The sequence below is a fragment of the Bradyrhizobium sp. SZCCHNR1051 genome (assembly GCF_032489615.1).
Classification (GTDB): domain Bacteria; phylum Pseudomonadota; class Alphaproteobacteria; order Rhizobiales; family Xanthobacteraceae; genus Bradyrhizobium.
Map to the genome: position 1 here is coordinate 103,883 of NZ_JAUEYJ010000003.1, position 14,056 is coordinate 117,938.

At 62.7% G+C, this 14,056-nt stretch carries 15 protein-coding genes and 2 pseudogenes; 4 read left to right on the forward strand and 13 right to left on the reverse strand.

Features of this window, described 5'->3' with window-relative positions:
• Positions 1-74: 74 nt before the first annotated feature.
• The 8 genes from QW868_RS04175 to QW868_RS04210 form a co-directional block, all read right to left on the reverse strand.
• Positions 75-905: a lytic transglycosylase domain-containing protein gene (locus QW868_RS04175; RefSeq protein WP_315792172.1), complete on the reverse strand. Its 831-nt coding sequence runs from the start codon at positions 903-905 to the stop codon at positions 75-77.
• A gap of 2 nt (positions 906-907) precedes the next feature.
• A complete protein-coding gene (locus QW868_RS04180; RefSeq protein ID WP_315764455.1) occupies positions 908-1,423 on the reverse strand; it encodes a S26 family signal peptidase in 516 nt (171 codons plus the stop codon).
• Positions 1,420-1,884, reverse strand: a complete 465-nt coding sequence (locus QW868_RS04185) for a DUF2840 domain-containing protein (RefSeq protein ID WP_315764458.1) — start codon at positions 1,882-1,884, stop codon at positions 1,420-1,422. The genes QW868_RS04180 and QW868_RS04185 overlap by 4 nt, the downstream gene beginning before the upstream one ends.
• A gap of 313 nt (positions 1,885-2,197) precedes the next feature.
• A complete protein-coding gene (locus QW868_RS04190) occupies positions 2,198-3,079 on the reverse strand; it encodes a replication initiator protein A (protein WP_315764461.1) in 882 nt (293 codons plus the stop codon).
• 2 nt (positions 3,080-3,081) lie between these two features.
• The gene (locus QW868_RS04195; protein WP_315764465.1) at positions 3,082-3,381 is read right to left on the reverse strand and encodes a helix-turn-helix domain-containing protein; all 300 of its coding nucleotides are present in this window, start codon (positions 3,379-3,381) and stop codon (positions 3,082-3,084) included.
• Positions 3,382-3,511: 130 nt separating this feature from the next.
• Positions 3,512-4,033 carry a DUF2285 domain-containing protein gene (locus tag QW868_RS04200; RefSeq protein ID WP_315764468.1) on the reverse strand — a complete coding sequence of 174 codons (522 nt, stop codon included), beginning with the start codon at positions 4,031-4,033 and terminating at the stop codon, positions 3,512-3,514.
• Positions 4,034-4,091: 58 nt separating this feature from the next.
• Complete coding sequence (locus tag QW868_RS04205; protein WP_315764471.1) at positions 4,092-4,280, reverse strand: transcriptional regulator domain-containing protein; 189 nt, start codon at positions 4,278-4,280, stop codon at positions 4,092-4,094.
• Positions 4,281-4,447: 167 nt separating this feature from the next.
• On the reverse strand, positions 4,448-4,726 hold the full coding sequence (locus QW868_RS04210) for a DNA -binding domain-containing protein (RefSeq protein WP_315764474.1): 279 nt from the start codon (positions 4,724-4,726) through the stop codon (positions 4,448-4,450).
• Positions 4,727-4,903: 177 nt separating this feature from the next.
• Between QW868_RS04210 and QW868_RS04215 the strand changes: the two genes are divergently transcribed.
• From QW868_RS04215 to QW868_RS04230, 4 genes and pseudogenes are all read left to right on the forward strand, one after another.
• Entirely contained in the window at positions 4,904-5,161 is a 258-nt protein-coding gene (locus QW868_RS04215; protein ID WP_041750670.1) for a helix-turn-helix domain-containing protein, read from the forward strand.
• A 737-nt stretch (positions 5,162-5,898) separates the two neighbouring features.
• Positions 5,899-6,466: pseudogene (locus QW868_RS04220) on the forward strand (SOS response-associated peptidase family protein).
• Between the two features lie 482 nt (positions 6,467-6,948).
• The gene (locus QW868_RS04225; RefSeq protein ID WP_315764478.1) at positions 6,949-7,131 is read left to right on the forward strand and encodes a hypothetical protein; all 183 of its coding nucleotides are present in this window, start codon (positions 6,949-6,951) and stop codon (positions 7,129-7,131) included.
• Between the two features lie 494 nt (positions 7,132-7,625).
• Positions 7,626-8,405, forward strand: coding sequence for a sulfite exporter TauE/SafE family protein (locus tag QW868_RS04230; RefSeq protein ID WP_315764480.1), 780 nt, complete (start codon positions 7,626-7,628; stop codon positions 8,403-8,405).
• A 164-nt stretch (positions 8,406-8,569) separates the two neighbouring features.
• On the opposite strand, the gene QW868_RS04235 is transcribed toward QW868_RS04230, so the two are convergent.
• The 5 genes and pseudogenes from QW868_RS04235 to QW868_RS04255 all read right to left on the reverse strand — a co-directional run bounded on the left by QW868_RS04235 (position 8,570) and on the right by QW868_RS04255 (position 13,930).
• Positions 8,570-8,890 carry a DUF736 domain-containing protein gene (locus QW868_RS04235; RefSeq protein WP_315764483.1) on the reverse strand — a complete coding sequence of 107 codons (321 nt, stop codon included), beginning with the start codon at positions 8,888-8,890 and terminating at the stop codon, positions 8,570-8,572.
• Positions 8,891-9,435: 545 nt separating this feature from the next.
• Complete coding sequence (locus QW868_RS04240; RefSeq protein ID WP_315792171.1) at positions 9,436-9,900, reverse strand: hypothetical protein; 465 nt, start codon at positions 9,898-9,900, stop codon at positions 9,436-9,438.
• A gap of 170 nt (positions 9,901-10,070) precedes the next feature.
• Positions 10,071-11,006 carry a DUF2493 domain-containing protein gene (locus tag QW868_RS04245; RefSeq protein ID WP_315764487.1) on the reverse strand — a complete coding sequence of 312 codons (936 nt, stop codon included), beginning with the start codon at positions 11,004-11,006 and terminating at the stop codon, positions 10,071-10,073.
• A gap of 338 nt (positions 11,007-11,344) precedes the next feature.
• Positions 11,345-11,764 (reverse strand): annotated as a pseudogene (locus QW868_RS04250) (toprim domain-containing protein); the annotation flags it as partial.
• A 153-nt stretch (positions 11,765-11,917) separates the two neighbouring features.
• Positions 11,918-13,930 carry a carbohydrate porin gene (locus QW868_RS04255; protein WP_409977822.1) on the reverse strand — a complete coding sequence of 671 codons (2,013 nt, stop codon included), beginning with the start codon at positions 13,928-13,930 and terminating at the stop codon, positions 11,918-11,920.
• Positions 13,931-14,056 lie beyond the last annotated feature (126 nt).

The following is a 14,056-nucleotide window of genomic DNA, read 5'->3' on the forward strand; positions in this document are numbered from 1 at the left end:
CTTTCCGGCCTTCACCTGATTCCTCTCCAACATGCGATGATCTACGACAGGCCGCGAAGAAGGGTTACGTTCGCTCATCGCCAGAGATTTCCGCCGGCATGCCGAGCAAACAATGAATGCGGCCGCGATAGAAGCGACGAAAGATCGCCGCGGCGAGCGACACGCAATGATCTGTCCAAGCGCTTGCCAATTACACTTGGATGACCGCCGGCCATGCGTTGCGAACCGCGCGGGACGAACAAGTTCACATGCGAGAAAGCTGCCGCTCGGACGGCATCGACCGGGCGCTGGGCTTGCACACCGGCCACGGCGGACTGAAGCTTCGCGACGTAGGCTCGCGTCTCGTCCGGCAGCGGCCGGCCTGTTGCCAGATGACGTTCATACCGCCCTGGACCCGCATTGTAGGCTGCGAGGAACCCCGGCGATCCATAACGGTCGTGCAGCTCACGAAGATAGGCTGCACCCGCCAGAATGTTGTCGTGAGGATCGAAGGGATCGGCCCCAAGGCCGTAACGGGCGCGCAGATCGCGCCAGGTCTCCGGCATGATCTGCATCAGGCCAATGGCGCCCTTCGGCGAGCGAGCCCGCCGATCACCGCCGCTTTCGATGCGCAAGACGGCGTAGATCCAGTGCTCGGGAATATCGAACCGATGCGCAGCTTCGCTCACAGAACCTGCAAATGTCTCAACAGAGGACGTGCTCACGACGTGCAGACGGGAGGACGACGGAGAGGCTTGTGCCGTCGCGCCGGCGACAATCGACCATGCGAGGACCGCAGCGATGATTATGCTCTGCCCGTGACTCCGGACGCGCGCGGCTACGACGCGAGACGCGGCCGCGACGAACGAGCCAGCGGAGGTCTGAGCGATCGAACGAGCATCGAAGGGCCGGCGACCGTCCTGCATCGTCAATGCTCCCCGCTCACCCACAGCGGATCTGCGTGACCGACGATGGCGGACATCGGCAGCACGCCGAAATATCGCCCATCGAGGGAGATCGCCGAGCGCGTGTTCATCAGAAAGGCTTCATCTTCCCTGAGCGTTCGGCAGCCCTGCCACACCGGCAGCGGCCGACCTCGGCTATCACGCGCTTGTGCCTGCCCCACCTCGATTGCGTCGATGAGGATTGCCAGCCCGTTCCTGCAGACGACCTGCCCGGGCAGTGCCGCAACATGCTTCATCATCGGTATGCCGCGCGGCAGGTAGCCTCGGCTCATCAGGAAATTGGCGATCGGCTGCGGCGGCTGCACAGCGACGATTTCGCCGATGGAGCGATCGCCGCTTTGGCGCACACGGTAGAGACCCGTCGGGACGCTTGCAGAAAGGTTCCAGACAAGGCGGACGGTCGACGACTGCGGCACAGCCGATACGGCGATGGCAGCCACGCCGATGAACGCAAAACGAAGCACAGCAGCCGTCGTCATCGCGCAAACCTCCGCCGGTGCAGCCACGCTTGATGCCGTCCGCGCGTGTAGTCGCGCGGCACGTCGTGAGCGGACAGGCGGTTGTGAACGTGCTGCCAATAGTCCGGGGCGGCCTCCGCGGCATCGATGCCGAGCGCCTCGATGCGATCGATCCGCTGCAGCACAGCTTCGACCCGGGGCCAGCCGGCGAGTCGCAGGAGGATCTCGCCGCCAGGACGCACGAACGGAACGGTGGAATATCCCTGCCCCCGCGCGACTGCCCTGACGATGTCGATGCGCGAGACAACCGTCCCGAAATCGCTGGCTGCCCACCGGACGAAGGCAAAGACGCTGCCAGGCGCGAAGGACAGGATACGCCGGCGCTTGTCGATGATGGTCTCTTCGACCGCATGGCCGAACCGAATCCAGTTCTCGATCCGCTTCTCGAGCCAGAGCAACTCCACCTGTGTGAGGTCGCTCATGCTGCCCTCCGGCGAGAGCAGATGGGCTGATCTGCCCAATCCCGGACGGCCGGCGACACCGTGCAGCCACGCCTAGGGTTCAGGTCCCGATCAAGCTCAAGGACGCCGCGCCGAGGCTGCGCGCCCTGGTCATCACCAGGCGTGCAAAATGCGCTGTCCGTTAGAAGGAATCCGAAGGATTCCTTGTTAGTAAAGTTAAGGGCCGGCCAAGCAATTGAGCTGCCATCGGTTTTGACCGATTTCGGTCCCCAATAGCACGAGGATCCGGTCCCCGATAGCACGAGGGTTTTGGTCCCCGATAGCACGAGCTGATTCACAGGTTTTCCCCAGAGGCAGTGCTGATGCCGCGCTTGCGCAGACGCGCGGCGAACGGGTCTTCGGGAACGGGCGCAAAGGAGAGCCGCTCCCGGTCTCGCAATCCGGGCTCGATGGCGAGCCGGTAGCCGGGCAGCGTCTGGCGGCGGACGATGTCACGCAGGTCGTAGGCAAAATGCTTCAGCGGCGACAGGCTGCCCGACTTGGCGTGCAGATGCGCGACGTCGAAGCTCCAGCCGCCCTGTTGGCGCCCGCCATGCTTGCGAACCAGCCGATAAAGCCAGCGCTCAAGACCACCTCTCAGATCGAAATACGCGCGGTCGATCGTGAGCACGAGCGCGTTGTCGAGAACGCCCGAATAGAACCAGTCTGGCAGGATCAGCTGCAGACCGGACGGCTTGCCATGGGCATCGGCCGTCTCCCGCCATTCGTTGATCCAGGAGAAGCGATGCCGCCGCCGTTCCGTGAGCTGGCGGATCGACGTCAGCACGGTCGTCGCCTGCAGGCGGTCAAGCCCCGCCTTGAGACGATCGTAATCGCGCGCGCCGGTCCCGCGTCCGACGAAGGTCAGGATCTCGTGCGGCGTCGCCGCCATCAGACGCGAGGTCTTCAGACCCGCATCGCGCGCTTCGACGATCTGCGAAGCCGCCCATATCAGCACGTCCGCATCCCAGATCGTCGCCATCCCGTGCTCCGGGACCGCCTCGACGCGGATCGTGATTGTCCCCGCGTGAAAATCGATCGGGACAACGCGCCTGCTCTTGGCAAGCGAGAAGAACGGATAAGCCATCAGATCCTGGGCGTCGCGAGGCGCGAGATCACCCGGCAGCGCACGAAACAGCTCGAGCTGCTCGCGCTCGGCGCGCCAGCTGCCGCGCATCGTTAAGCTCCTCTCGAGCGCGCAGGAGCTTCGTAGCCGGCGTATCGCACGAGGCCTGAATGCCGCTTGGCCGGCAGCACGGTGCCCTGCCCCGGATCAGCGGTTGAGGTCTTGGTGCCGCGGTCGGCCCAAGCCTTGAGGTCTTCGAGCGCGTAGACGACGCGACCGCCGATCTTGCGATAGGTCGGACCGGTGCCGTAAGTCCTGTGCTTCTCAAGCGTGCGGCCGGACAGGCCGAGATAGCGCGCAGCTTCGGGCGTTCGGAGAAAGCGCGGCGGCAGGCCGGCGACGGGATCGGGCATTTTGCACCTCCAGGAGAGCCTCGCGCAACGATCGAGCGACGTTGCGTGTCGGCGGCCATGATGGAGGCGTAGGACCGCGAAGGAGGATGCCGAAGACGAGGGGGGTCATGTTCGGCCCCCCTCCGCAATTCTATTCGTCCTTGCGCCGCGGACGTAGCAGCTGAAGATAGCCGCCGCGAATCAGGGCCAATCCAGATTGAACGAGGCGTCTGGTGCGGCTGCGCAGATCGTGCGTTTTCCAGCTGCGCGCCGAGATGCGCCCAGCCCCGAACAGAGCGTCGGCGATGGCGCGATAGTTGTTACCCTGCTGCCAGGCGTCGAGCGCGCGCAGGGTCAGCACGAGGCGCGCGCGCCGTTGCTCTGTCCAGCCGTCCGACGTTGGACCAAGCGGGCGTCCTTTGAGCGCACGCCAGAGACGATCGGCCGCCTCGTGTCGCACCTTGAACTCACGATCGTAGGGCAGCAGCACGGTATACGACGCACTCGTGAGCGGCTTCGTCTGTAGCCACAGACGATGCTGAACCCCGCCGAGGCTGACGACCACGTGCCAGCCATCCGCCGCCAGCCGGAGCTGGTGTGGCGCCAACGGTGGAAGCTTCAACGTCGGGGTGACGACGGGGAAGCGCTTGTCGAGCTCGGCCAGCGCGAGCACCGTCGACGAGCGTTCGGGCGCCCAGAAGACGATCTGGGCATCAAAGGAGAGCGCGGGGTCAGGTGCGAAATATCAACCCCCAGCGCCTCCGAAACGTTGCTGCATCATCACGATCAGCACGGGCCGTCGCGGAATACTGCGCCCGATAGTTCGGAGACCGGCGGACACACTCCCAGGCCAGGCCTGGACGGTCCGCGCGATGCATGTTCGCGTAGGCCTTGGGTGCGCGCCAATCAAATTCCGACATCGTGCTGTCCTCATCAGGTTAGGACTGCCACGGAATATCCGAATGATGGCGCCATTTCTGATTGCGGTGCTGATTCTTTTAGCGCGTCGGTACTTTGATGCAGGCTGCGCGCTCCACTAACTACACGATTGCTTGAAACGATCGGGTTCCGCAGTGGTTGCACAACGTCAGGTCTCGGGAGGTCCACGCAACAAGCCGTTGTAGCCCTCCTCCGACATCCACTTCGCCCGCGCCAGATGGCTGTCGAAGGCGCGCCGGGCCCGCTCGGGTTCCCTGGACGGATCGATATGGAGAACGATCTGGGCGACCTCTTTCCAATCGGCGCCGGCCGCCTCCGCATCGAGCATGCGGAGATACGTCACGATGTGTTCCTCGTCATAGGGCGTCAGGACGGGATCGCTCGGAGCGTTGTCCGCGACATCGGGATCGAGCGGTGGAAAGGACATCGTTCACAAACCTGAAAAGGGCAAACGCGACGTTCATTTCGGGGGAGCAGAGGCGCGGCGGGAGCCTTACGCTTTCCCGGCGCCGGGCGCCATTAGCCAACGGACTCAATCGCTTGGGGCTTCATTGTAGAAAATACTCCGTGGTGAAATACTCGACAAGCCTGTGCTGTCTTGGAGATGAATATCCGAGACATCCTGGCGACCAATCTGAAGCACCTGCGCCGAACGAAGGGTGTGTCGCAGGAGGAGCTTGCGCATCGCGCGGAGATCGACCGGACCTATATCAGCATGATCGAACGAAGCCGCAATGCGGTTTCCATCGACGTGCTCGCTGCTCTTGCTGGTGGTCTCGGGGTCGAGCCGGCGGACCTGTTGAAGCCGCCGCCTCTCTCGGGCGATCAAAAGAAGAAAGCACGCCGCATTCCAAACCGGTAATGCCAAAGCTTGCTCAAAGTTTGGCGCTGTCGTCGATCGTCACAGTTTTTGGCGGCATCGCCCCCGGTTTCCCCGAGGCAGGCGGAATCCGACATCGGCTTTGGACAAGGACTTGGGGACCAAGGCGACGCTCACCCTAGCCATAGCGGCTTCCTTTTCAGCCCACCGGCTGGAATCAATATGGGATGACCGCCCTCACCCGCCGCCGCGATTCCAAGGCGCCAGAAGAGACCTGGCGCATCTACTTCGGCGACATTCAAGCCGGTACGATAACCAGGAACAAGGGATCGATCGGATCACCGGCTTGGCAATGGTTCTGCGGCTTTTATCCGGGCAGTCATCCCGGCGAGCAGAGTGTCGGCACGGCAGCATCGTTCGCAGAGGCGCGCTCGGCATTTGAGAGCGCGTGGCGCGCATTCGTTTCACGTCGATCTCCGGGAGATTTCGACGAGTGGCGTCGACATCAAGCGTTCACTGGAAATACGCGATGTGGGACGCCGGCTGCCGCCTCCCAACCCAGAATACGTCCGGCCGATCCCGGTGCTTCTGCGGTGCGGAGATCGATCTCAGGACGAACGAGGGACACGTCTACTCAACACATATGGACACCACGCAGTGATGAGCGCTGGAGCGGACTGAGCCTTAGAATGTGCAACCTCTGCAGCATCACCACCAATCAGGCTGCAATCGCGGCGCTGTTTCGGATCGTCCGCCGATATTAGGGTAATCTTCCTCCTATGCCGGGTGTCTTCCCGGACTACCCGGCACCCGCCATTCGCGGCAACGGAGAAGACCGCGAGATGCTGATGATGCGCCGGGGGGATGCCGCCGCCTCCGAGAACCGGCGGGCCACCCGTGACGAACATCCGCAACACCTCGTCTCCGCATTGGCGGGGCTGGCTGAAGCCTGAGAACCGTTGCCTCGTGCCCTTCAACAGCTTTGCGTAATACGCGCCAGAGCCGAACCCCGAGACCAAGAAGGATGTGGTCCGCTTCGCGTTGTCTGACGATCGCTCATTGACCGGAATCTGGACCGAATTCAAAGGTGAGCGCGGCACGAAATCGAAGCCGATCCCCGGTCCTCACCTAGTCTACGGCTTCCTGACGACCGCACCTAGCGCAATCGTCGAACCGATCCACCCCAAGGCGATGCCGATGATCCCAACGACCGATTGGGAACGGGACGTGTGGCTACGTGCCCCTTGGGACGAAGCTAGAGCGTCGCAGTGTCCGCTATCGAATGATGCCCTCAAGGTCGTCGCGCGCGGTCCCGCAAAGGAAGATGCAATATCGCAGCCCAGTTGAGCAATTTTGACCAGACGGAGCCGATGAGTTGCGTTCTCCTTCTCTGTCATGCTGGAGGAGCTTCGCAATGGCGACGGGTGCGCGTTGGGCTGAGCTGCTAACATGCCCGAACTGTAGAAAGTCCGGGCTTGTGCAGCTTTCTCAACCGGGTGGATCGACATACGAATATCGTGCGGAATCCGTTCCGGACGGGTTCAAGATCGCTTGCACTGAATATGGTGAACTCTACTGGTGTCGCGGTTGCCGCCGGGAGGCGATTCACAGCGACCCGGGCCGACTGCATGCGACGAGCAAGCCTGTCGTCGCATCGACTCCTTTACTGAATTCTCCTTTTCCAATCCTGCGAACAAAACCTTTAGATCGAGATCATAACACTTGACTCTTGCCGACCAAGCTGACGCTAAAACAACGACCCCGAAATTAATCCGTTCAACCATAGCCTATGTAATTGCACATCTGCCGGCCTTGCTCCTCATTTAGACATGACCGATCAATGGCAAGCCTCGCGCAAGATGATGCTGTTTCACCTCGAAGCAGCGTCTTCATACGCCGAAGAGCTCGGTGAAGCGACGACTCTGCACCTGATTGATCCTACGAGACGAGAAATCGAACAGCCATTCCTGGAAGAGCAGGCTTATGAGTCGAAGCCGCCGAGCGTGGCGTGAGCCTGTAGAATTTCGAACGTGCCACTCTCGGCTAGAGAACACCTAGTTGGAGAGGGGTGGATCCGAAATCTGACCAGCAACTGTCGAACTCTGGCTCCAGCTTTGGCTCCGCTGGGGTTACCCATGCGGAGCAATCAGTGAACTTACCCGGACGTCTTGTGAGGGAGGCTGTACCGATCAGCATGAGGGGCCCCACCGAGCGTTTCCCGACCTCGTCTCCCGCCGCAACATGAGCCACGGACATCTTCGGGATCAAACTGCCGATGTCTTAAGTCGCCGCTTGAAGCCGATCCGCAGAGACCTCTCACCGGTCTCCCAGCCACGATGCCGGCTGCTGCAGGCATTTCACTGCATTTGCGGCATTCTGAGTACTGGACTATGGTTGTGTCGGCCCCACGCCCTGCCGTAAGCAGGTGTGAAGCTCCCCGCCACGACGGATCATGGGCACAAGCCACCACAGGCGCAATTTGCGCCCGTTCTCGTCGTTATTCCCTATGCGAAGCAAAACCGCTGCATTCGGCACAGGCGCCGTCATTGGCACACTAGGCGGCCTGGTTGGTCTTGGCGGCGCCGAGTTCCGGCTGCCGATTCTCATCGGCTTATTCAAGTTTCGTGGCCTAGAGGCCGTGGTCCTGAACAAGGCCACCAGCCTGATCGTAGTCGCAACGGCGCTCCTTTTCCGAGCTCGCACCGTGCCGTTCGCCGAGGTCGGCACGCATTGGCCCACCATCGTCAACTTGCTCGCCGGCAGCCTTGTCGGTGCCTACTTCGGCGCGTCGTGGGCCACTCGGCTCAAGTCCGAGACGCTCTACAAGATCATTGCCGTGCTGCTGGTTCTCATTTCTGCCGTGCTCCTGTTTGCCCATGATGCACATTCGAGCACGCTACCGTTTGATGGCTGGAGCCTGGCGGTGGCCGGCGTGGCCGCTGGTTTCGCTATCGGCGTGGTGGCATCACTTCTAGGCGTCGCTGGCGGGGAGTTTCTAATCCCCACGCTGATCCTGCTGTTCGGCGCAGAGGTAAAGCTCGCTGGCAGCCTTTCGCTGGCTGTCAGCCTGCCGACAATGCTCGTCGGATTCGCGCGCTATAGCCGAGACCAGAGCTTCATCGTGATCCGCAACAACTGGCAGTTCATGCTGGCGATGGCGGCCGGTTCAATGGTCGGTACCTTTGTCGGCGGCGGGCTTCTTGGCATTGTGCCCAGCGCGATATTATTGCCGACGCTTGCGGCAATTTTGCTGATTTCATCGATCAAGGTCTGGAGGCATACGTAACCATCGCTTTGGGGCTATCTACCAACATTGAATAATGGCTCATCTTGAACCTTAAACTTTGAATAAGCGACTTCCGCTTCTAAGCTTGACCGGTCGCAGCAGCCCCCCGCAAAAGCAAGGTCGATAGTGCCCCGCCCGGACGACCCGAGCGGGGCGCCATCGTCTCACTCCGCCGTCTTGCGCGGCCGCGACCAGAGGAGCGTGTAGCCCTCGCCGCCCTCGTCATCGAACAGGTTGGCGTAGATCGGGGCGTTGAAAGAGGGGTCGTCGAGCTTGAGCGAGAGGTAGTCGCGTCCCTCCTCGGAGCGGCGCGCCCAGGCGGCGCCGATCTCGACCCTGCCTGCGTAGACGCGGTGGCTGGGCGCGTTCTCGCTCGAGCGGTTGGTCTCAAGGACGATGCGCACGCCCTTCGCTTTGAGGCTCAGGGTGATGATCTCGCCCTGGAAATCGTCGCCGACCTTCTTGAAGGAACCGATGGAAGCCATGTCGTCTCTCCTTGGGTGGTTCGGGCCGCGACCACCGCGGCCTCGATGGCGCATCTCGGGCGAATGGCGATCGACGGCGCACCCGCAGGGCCGGAGCGGCAGCGGAGGACGGCGCCGGACAACTTTCTTGTCCCGCGAGGAATGGGCGGCTCCGCCCAGGGGAAGAAAGTTGGCCGGCGGCGTTGCGCCCAGGCGATCGAGGCGTAGCCGGCCTTCGGCCAGATCAAGCCATCAAGAGGCAAGGTGCGTCGCCGTCCCGATCAGCTTCAGGAGAGATAAGGTGAACCGCGGCGGCGCAAGACGGCAGACAAGCCAGACGTACGATCAGAAGCCGCCGACAAGAAAAGCGCGTGACGGTTTCGGCCCCGTGACGGCGAACCTGCCGTGAGCCGGTCAGCCCACGCCTCGCGTTGGTAAGATCGTTTGCGATGGGTCGCAAGCTCCAGTTCGGAGTGGCCCGCCTTCGCTCAGCTGAGCACATTCGTGCTTGCAAACAACGTCGTCGACCGTTCGAAGCCTAGGCGGCTAGACTGCCCAGTCCAGGTTCACAGCCGCGAAGAGTGGAGAGGCCGATCGCCGCCCTGCTTGGACTGCAACGGGCGGGGCAGATCGTGACTGAGCAACTCGTGCAGAGCGCATCCGCCCGCCAGGAATGCACCCAGCCAACCGATGATATCACTCCAGAGCGGCGATGGCCCAGCAAGTAAGGCAACACCCAGCGCCGTGTGACGGCCGGCCATTGCTGCCGGGACGAGAAAGGCAGCTGCTACGAAGCCGCGCATCAGCAGGGATCGCGAAGTTGCGAACAGGACCCGGCCGACAGTCAGGATGAGAGCCGCCGCGGTCAGCCCCGCCAAAAATGCCCAGGCGATCCCGACGCCTGCACTCAGGACCGCCATGCCGGTGCTGACCGCAACGAAGAACGGGAGAGCGTGAACAGCCAGCTTAAACAGCGCGCGGCACAACAGTCCGACGCTGACCAATCCAAGGATGAGAGTAATAGCGGGCATGGCGGTGGCCTCCGTGCAAAGCTATGACGGGATGCGCCTTCCACCACCACCGCGGCGCGATCCGAACAATATGATTCCTGATTTGGACAAAGTTGCGGAGAGTCGCGCCGACGCGCAAGCGGCATCGGACGCGTTGTGAACTCGGCGGAGCGTTGAGGAGTTGACGGCGCTCACGCGCCGCCTTTCCCGAAGGTCCAGACGGGAATGCCGAGGCGACGGGCCTTGTCGGCGAGGTTGCCCTGGATCCCCGAGCCGGGGAAGACCATGACGCCGATCGGAAGCGTCTCCAGCATGGCGTCGTTGCGCTTGAACGGTGCTGCCTTGTTGTGCCTCGTCCAGTCGGGCTTGAAGGCGATCTGCGGCACCTTCCGGTTGGCGGCCCATTTGGAGGCGATCAGTTCGGCTCCTTTTGGCGAGCCGCCATGCAAGAGCACCATGTCGGGGTGCTTGGCGTGAACCTTGTCGAGCCGGTCCCAGATGAGTGCGACATCGTTGAAATCCGGTCCGCCGGTGAGTGCGATCTTCGGACCCTGCGGCAGCATGACCTCGGTCTCGGCCCGTCGCTTGGCAGCGAGGAAGTCGCGGGAGTCGATCATGGCGGCCGTCAGCATGCGGTGGTTGACCTGCGAGCCAGATCGCGGGCGCCAGGGCAATCGCGTATGCAGCTCGAAGGCCTCCGCGGCAAGGTCGCGAAACAGCTCCATGACGTTGCGGCGCTCGACCAGCGAGACTCCTTCCGATGTCAGCCGCTCGAGCTCGACGGAGCGGACCTCCGAGCCGTTCTGCTCGCGCTGGCTTGAGCGCTGCGCCTGCTCATTGTCGTCGAGTTCGCGCTCGATGCGCATCGTGGCGCGTTGGAACAGGTTGACCGTCGACCACAACAGATCCTTCAGCTCAGGCTCGAGGCGAGTGTCGGAGAGTGTCGCCACCAGGGCATCGAAGATGTCGGCGACTGCACCAGTGATGGCCCTGCCCTCTGGCAGCGGTCGCGCGTCTGGCTCGTCGTCGAAGGGCCGGTAGCCGTACATCTGGAGTTCGGCCAGAGCGTCGTCGGTCGTCGACCGGGTGTCGTGCGGCTCACGCATCTCGTCGTGGTGGTCGGACATGGGGATCTCGTCTGTGATCTCTGACCGCGCCGATCGCGGCCTTCCATAGCGATCTACAAGACGGCGGGCGGACCGGACCAGAACCCGCTGATCCCTTCGAGCAGTGGGCCGGAGCGACAGCGGAGGATGGCGGTTCGCGGTTATTTTGCTTCGCGATGCAAAGGCCCGCGCGCGGGCCGGCGGAAAATAGCCGCGCACCGCCATTGCCGGACCGGACCGCCTGCCGTCCGATCGCCTCTGAAGAAGGCCCCGGCGCGGCTCTCAGAAGCTCAGATGAGATCCTCTCGCCCGTTCACGAGTTGCGAGCGCAGAGCAGCCCCCCGAGGTAGGACCGACGTTTAGGCCGACATCACGTCCATGAAGCGCGCGGCGTCCTCGCGCAACAGCTGATGGCGCAGCATGTCCCGGAGCCGGGCTCGCCCGAAGGCGCGCAGATCTTCGTTGAAGTCCCCAAGGCGAGGACACAAGGCGATCGCCTCGATGCCGGCGTCCAGCGCTCTGACCGTCAATGCCTTTGCCGCAGTGATACCGGCAGCATCAGCGTCGACTGCGACATAGAGCCGGCGCAGTGTGACCGGCCACAGCAGCGTTGCGAGATGATTGGCGGAGAGTGCGGCGGCCACCGGCAGGGATGGCAGCACCGTCCGCAACGACAACAAGGTCTCGATGCCCTCGCCGGCCGCCAGCACGTCATCAGCGATCCCGAAGCGAACGGCGTGCCCAGACAGGTCGCCCATGGCCTGCCGCCGCGTATCGATCAGCCATGCCCAGCCTTCGGCGATGGTCGCGTGTGAACCGCGAAGCGCGAAGCGAAAATCGGTATGGCTCTCGGACTTTACGCTTTGGTTAGCCGCGCGGAACTTCGGAATCCGGCGGCAGCGAGCATTGGACGCGTTCCGCGTGCGCGCGGGTCAGAACTCCCCATGGAGGCGACAGGCGAAGATCGAGACCGGTCCACGGTCGGCGTTGTAGGCGGGATTTGCGATGAACTGATAGTCCGCGGTGACGATGACGTTCTTGGTGACCTGGTAGGCGTAGAACGCCTCAAGAATTTGCTCGGAGCGATAGTTGAGCTGGCCGTCCCCGATCAAGAGGCCGTTTCCGCCGGCGGCGAGATAATCACGATGCGCAGTGGAGAGCCCATTGACAGCACCGCCGATACCGACCGTATCGTTCGGTCGTCCCCAATAGCTGCCCTTGATGGAGACACCGCCGGCCAAGCTGCGGTCGATATCGGTGAAGGAGAGAATTTCGTTCTGGCCGTCGTTCCAACTCGCCCGGGCGAACATGCCGATATCTTGGGCGACCTGCTGCTCGAGATTGGCATAGACGCCGTACTTCGGATTAACGTGACGGATGCTCGCCATCACGTCGTTGATATCCCGGGTGGGTTCCAACGCTGCGAGGGCGATCGCTTGGCGATAATTACCCATGACGCCCTGATTCACGAACGCGCCGAGCCGCAGCTTGCCGGGCTGATCGAAGATGGTGTGGCGCTCCTCGAACTCAATCACGGCGCCGCCGGTCTTGAATGTCAAGATGTCGCTGTTTGGCTGGGACGGCACCTCGACAAAGGCGGCACGCACCGCCCAATCCTTGCGATTGAGCTCGACCATGGCGCCGCGTGTATAGCCCGGAAGGTCAGCGGGAAAATCATACGCCCCCGATTCCCAGATCGACCAATTCATGAAATCGGCGCGCGGGTCATGTGCATAGGCATTGTTGTCGAAGAAATCGCCGATCGCAAAGCGGCCGACAACCAGCGTGACACGGTCGATGTCGCGCTTCCCGGGAAGCTGGTTGGGACCGTCCGTGACCTCCTCCTGCTCGCCACCCAGACCCCAGGTCTGCTTGAGGTAGTAACGTTGGGGACGAATCTTCGGAAACGCCGCGCCCGCCTTTTGCGCTTCCCCATTAGGAAAGCCGGCGATGCCCAACGTCCCATTCAGGCCAAAGCCCTGCGCGAGCTCGGGGTTGAAATAGAACTCCCCGCCGTCCCACAGCCGCACGCCAAGGAATGCCGTCGTGGTCCAAGTCTGCTGCAATTGCCCACCACCTGGAAGGCTGTTTGTTCCCGCATAGGGCGAACGGAACGCCGGATAGGCCTGCGGCAGGAACGTCGTCTGCGCGTGGATCGTCCAGTCGTTCGATTCGGGATGCGCGGTCTTGGCCTCCGCTGCCGGCTTCCAGAGTGTGTCGCCGAACTGATAGTTGAGCCCGACCTTGGCAAGGTGAATGCGCGGGTCGACATTGACGCCCGGCAGCCCGAAGCCGCTGAGGTCATACGCCTGACGCGCCAGGTCGACATAGTCGTATTCGAGCTTGGCGGTCCAGTTGCCACTGACCGCGAATTCGAGGCCGACGCCCGCCGTCCAGCCGGGCTGATAGCGGCCGATGATCGCCCCGCTGCCGTCATTGATGCCGACATGGGTGTGCCCCCAGGCAAAGCCGCCGGTGACAAAAGGCATCCATCGCCCATAGGCGTAGCCGACGCGGCCCCGCAAGGTCCCGACGTAGTCAAGCGTCGCATTGAAGGGCGCGGGCGCCTGCGCCAACGCCGCCTGGTCTGCCGGGCTCGTGAACGACGCATCCGCTTCCAGACCCAGCACCATGTGATTGGCGAATTCGCGATTGTAACCCACCTGGTACCCGCTGATCAGGCCGGTGGGGCCATGCGGAAAGAACACGCCCTGCAGGGGAAGCGAATTGGTGCCGGGACCGAAGCTTCCACCGCCGTAGCCCCAGTGGCCGCCAACATAGAAGCCGGTCCAATCGTAGACGGCTCTTGCCGCCCTTGCCTTGAACGGCAGCTCGACCGCGAGGCCAGGACCGGAAAGCGCGAGCACTCCCACTGCCAAGACAGTTGCAGCACTCTTGTGGGATCGGCGGAGCCCGTTCACGGAGGGACGATTTCGAGCAAGCATTTGGATGGTCTCATCTCGACAAAGGATTACCAATCGGATGCCCGCCGTCTGTGACGGCAGTGCAACAAGCCTTCTGATCAGGGTCGGCTTGTTCACCTCACCAAGCCCCAGCCGAACCGCCAGACG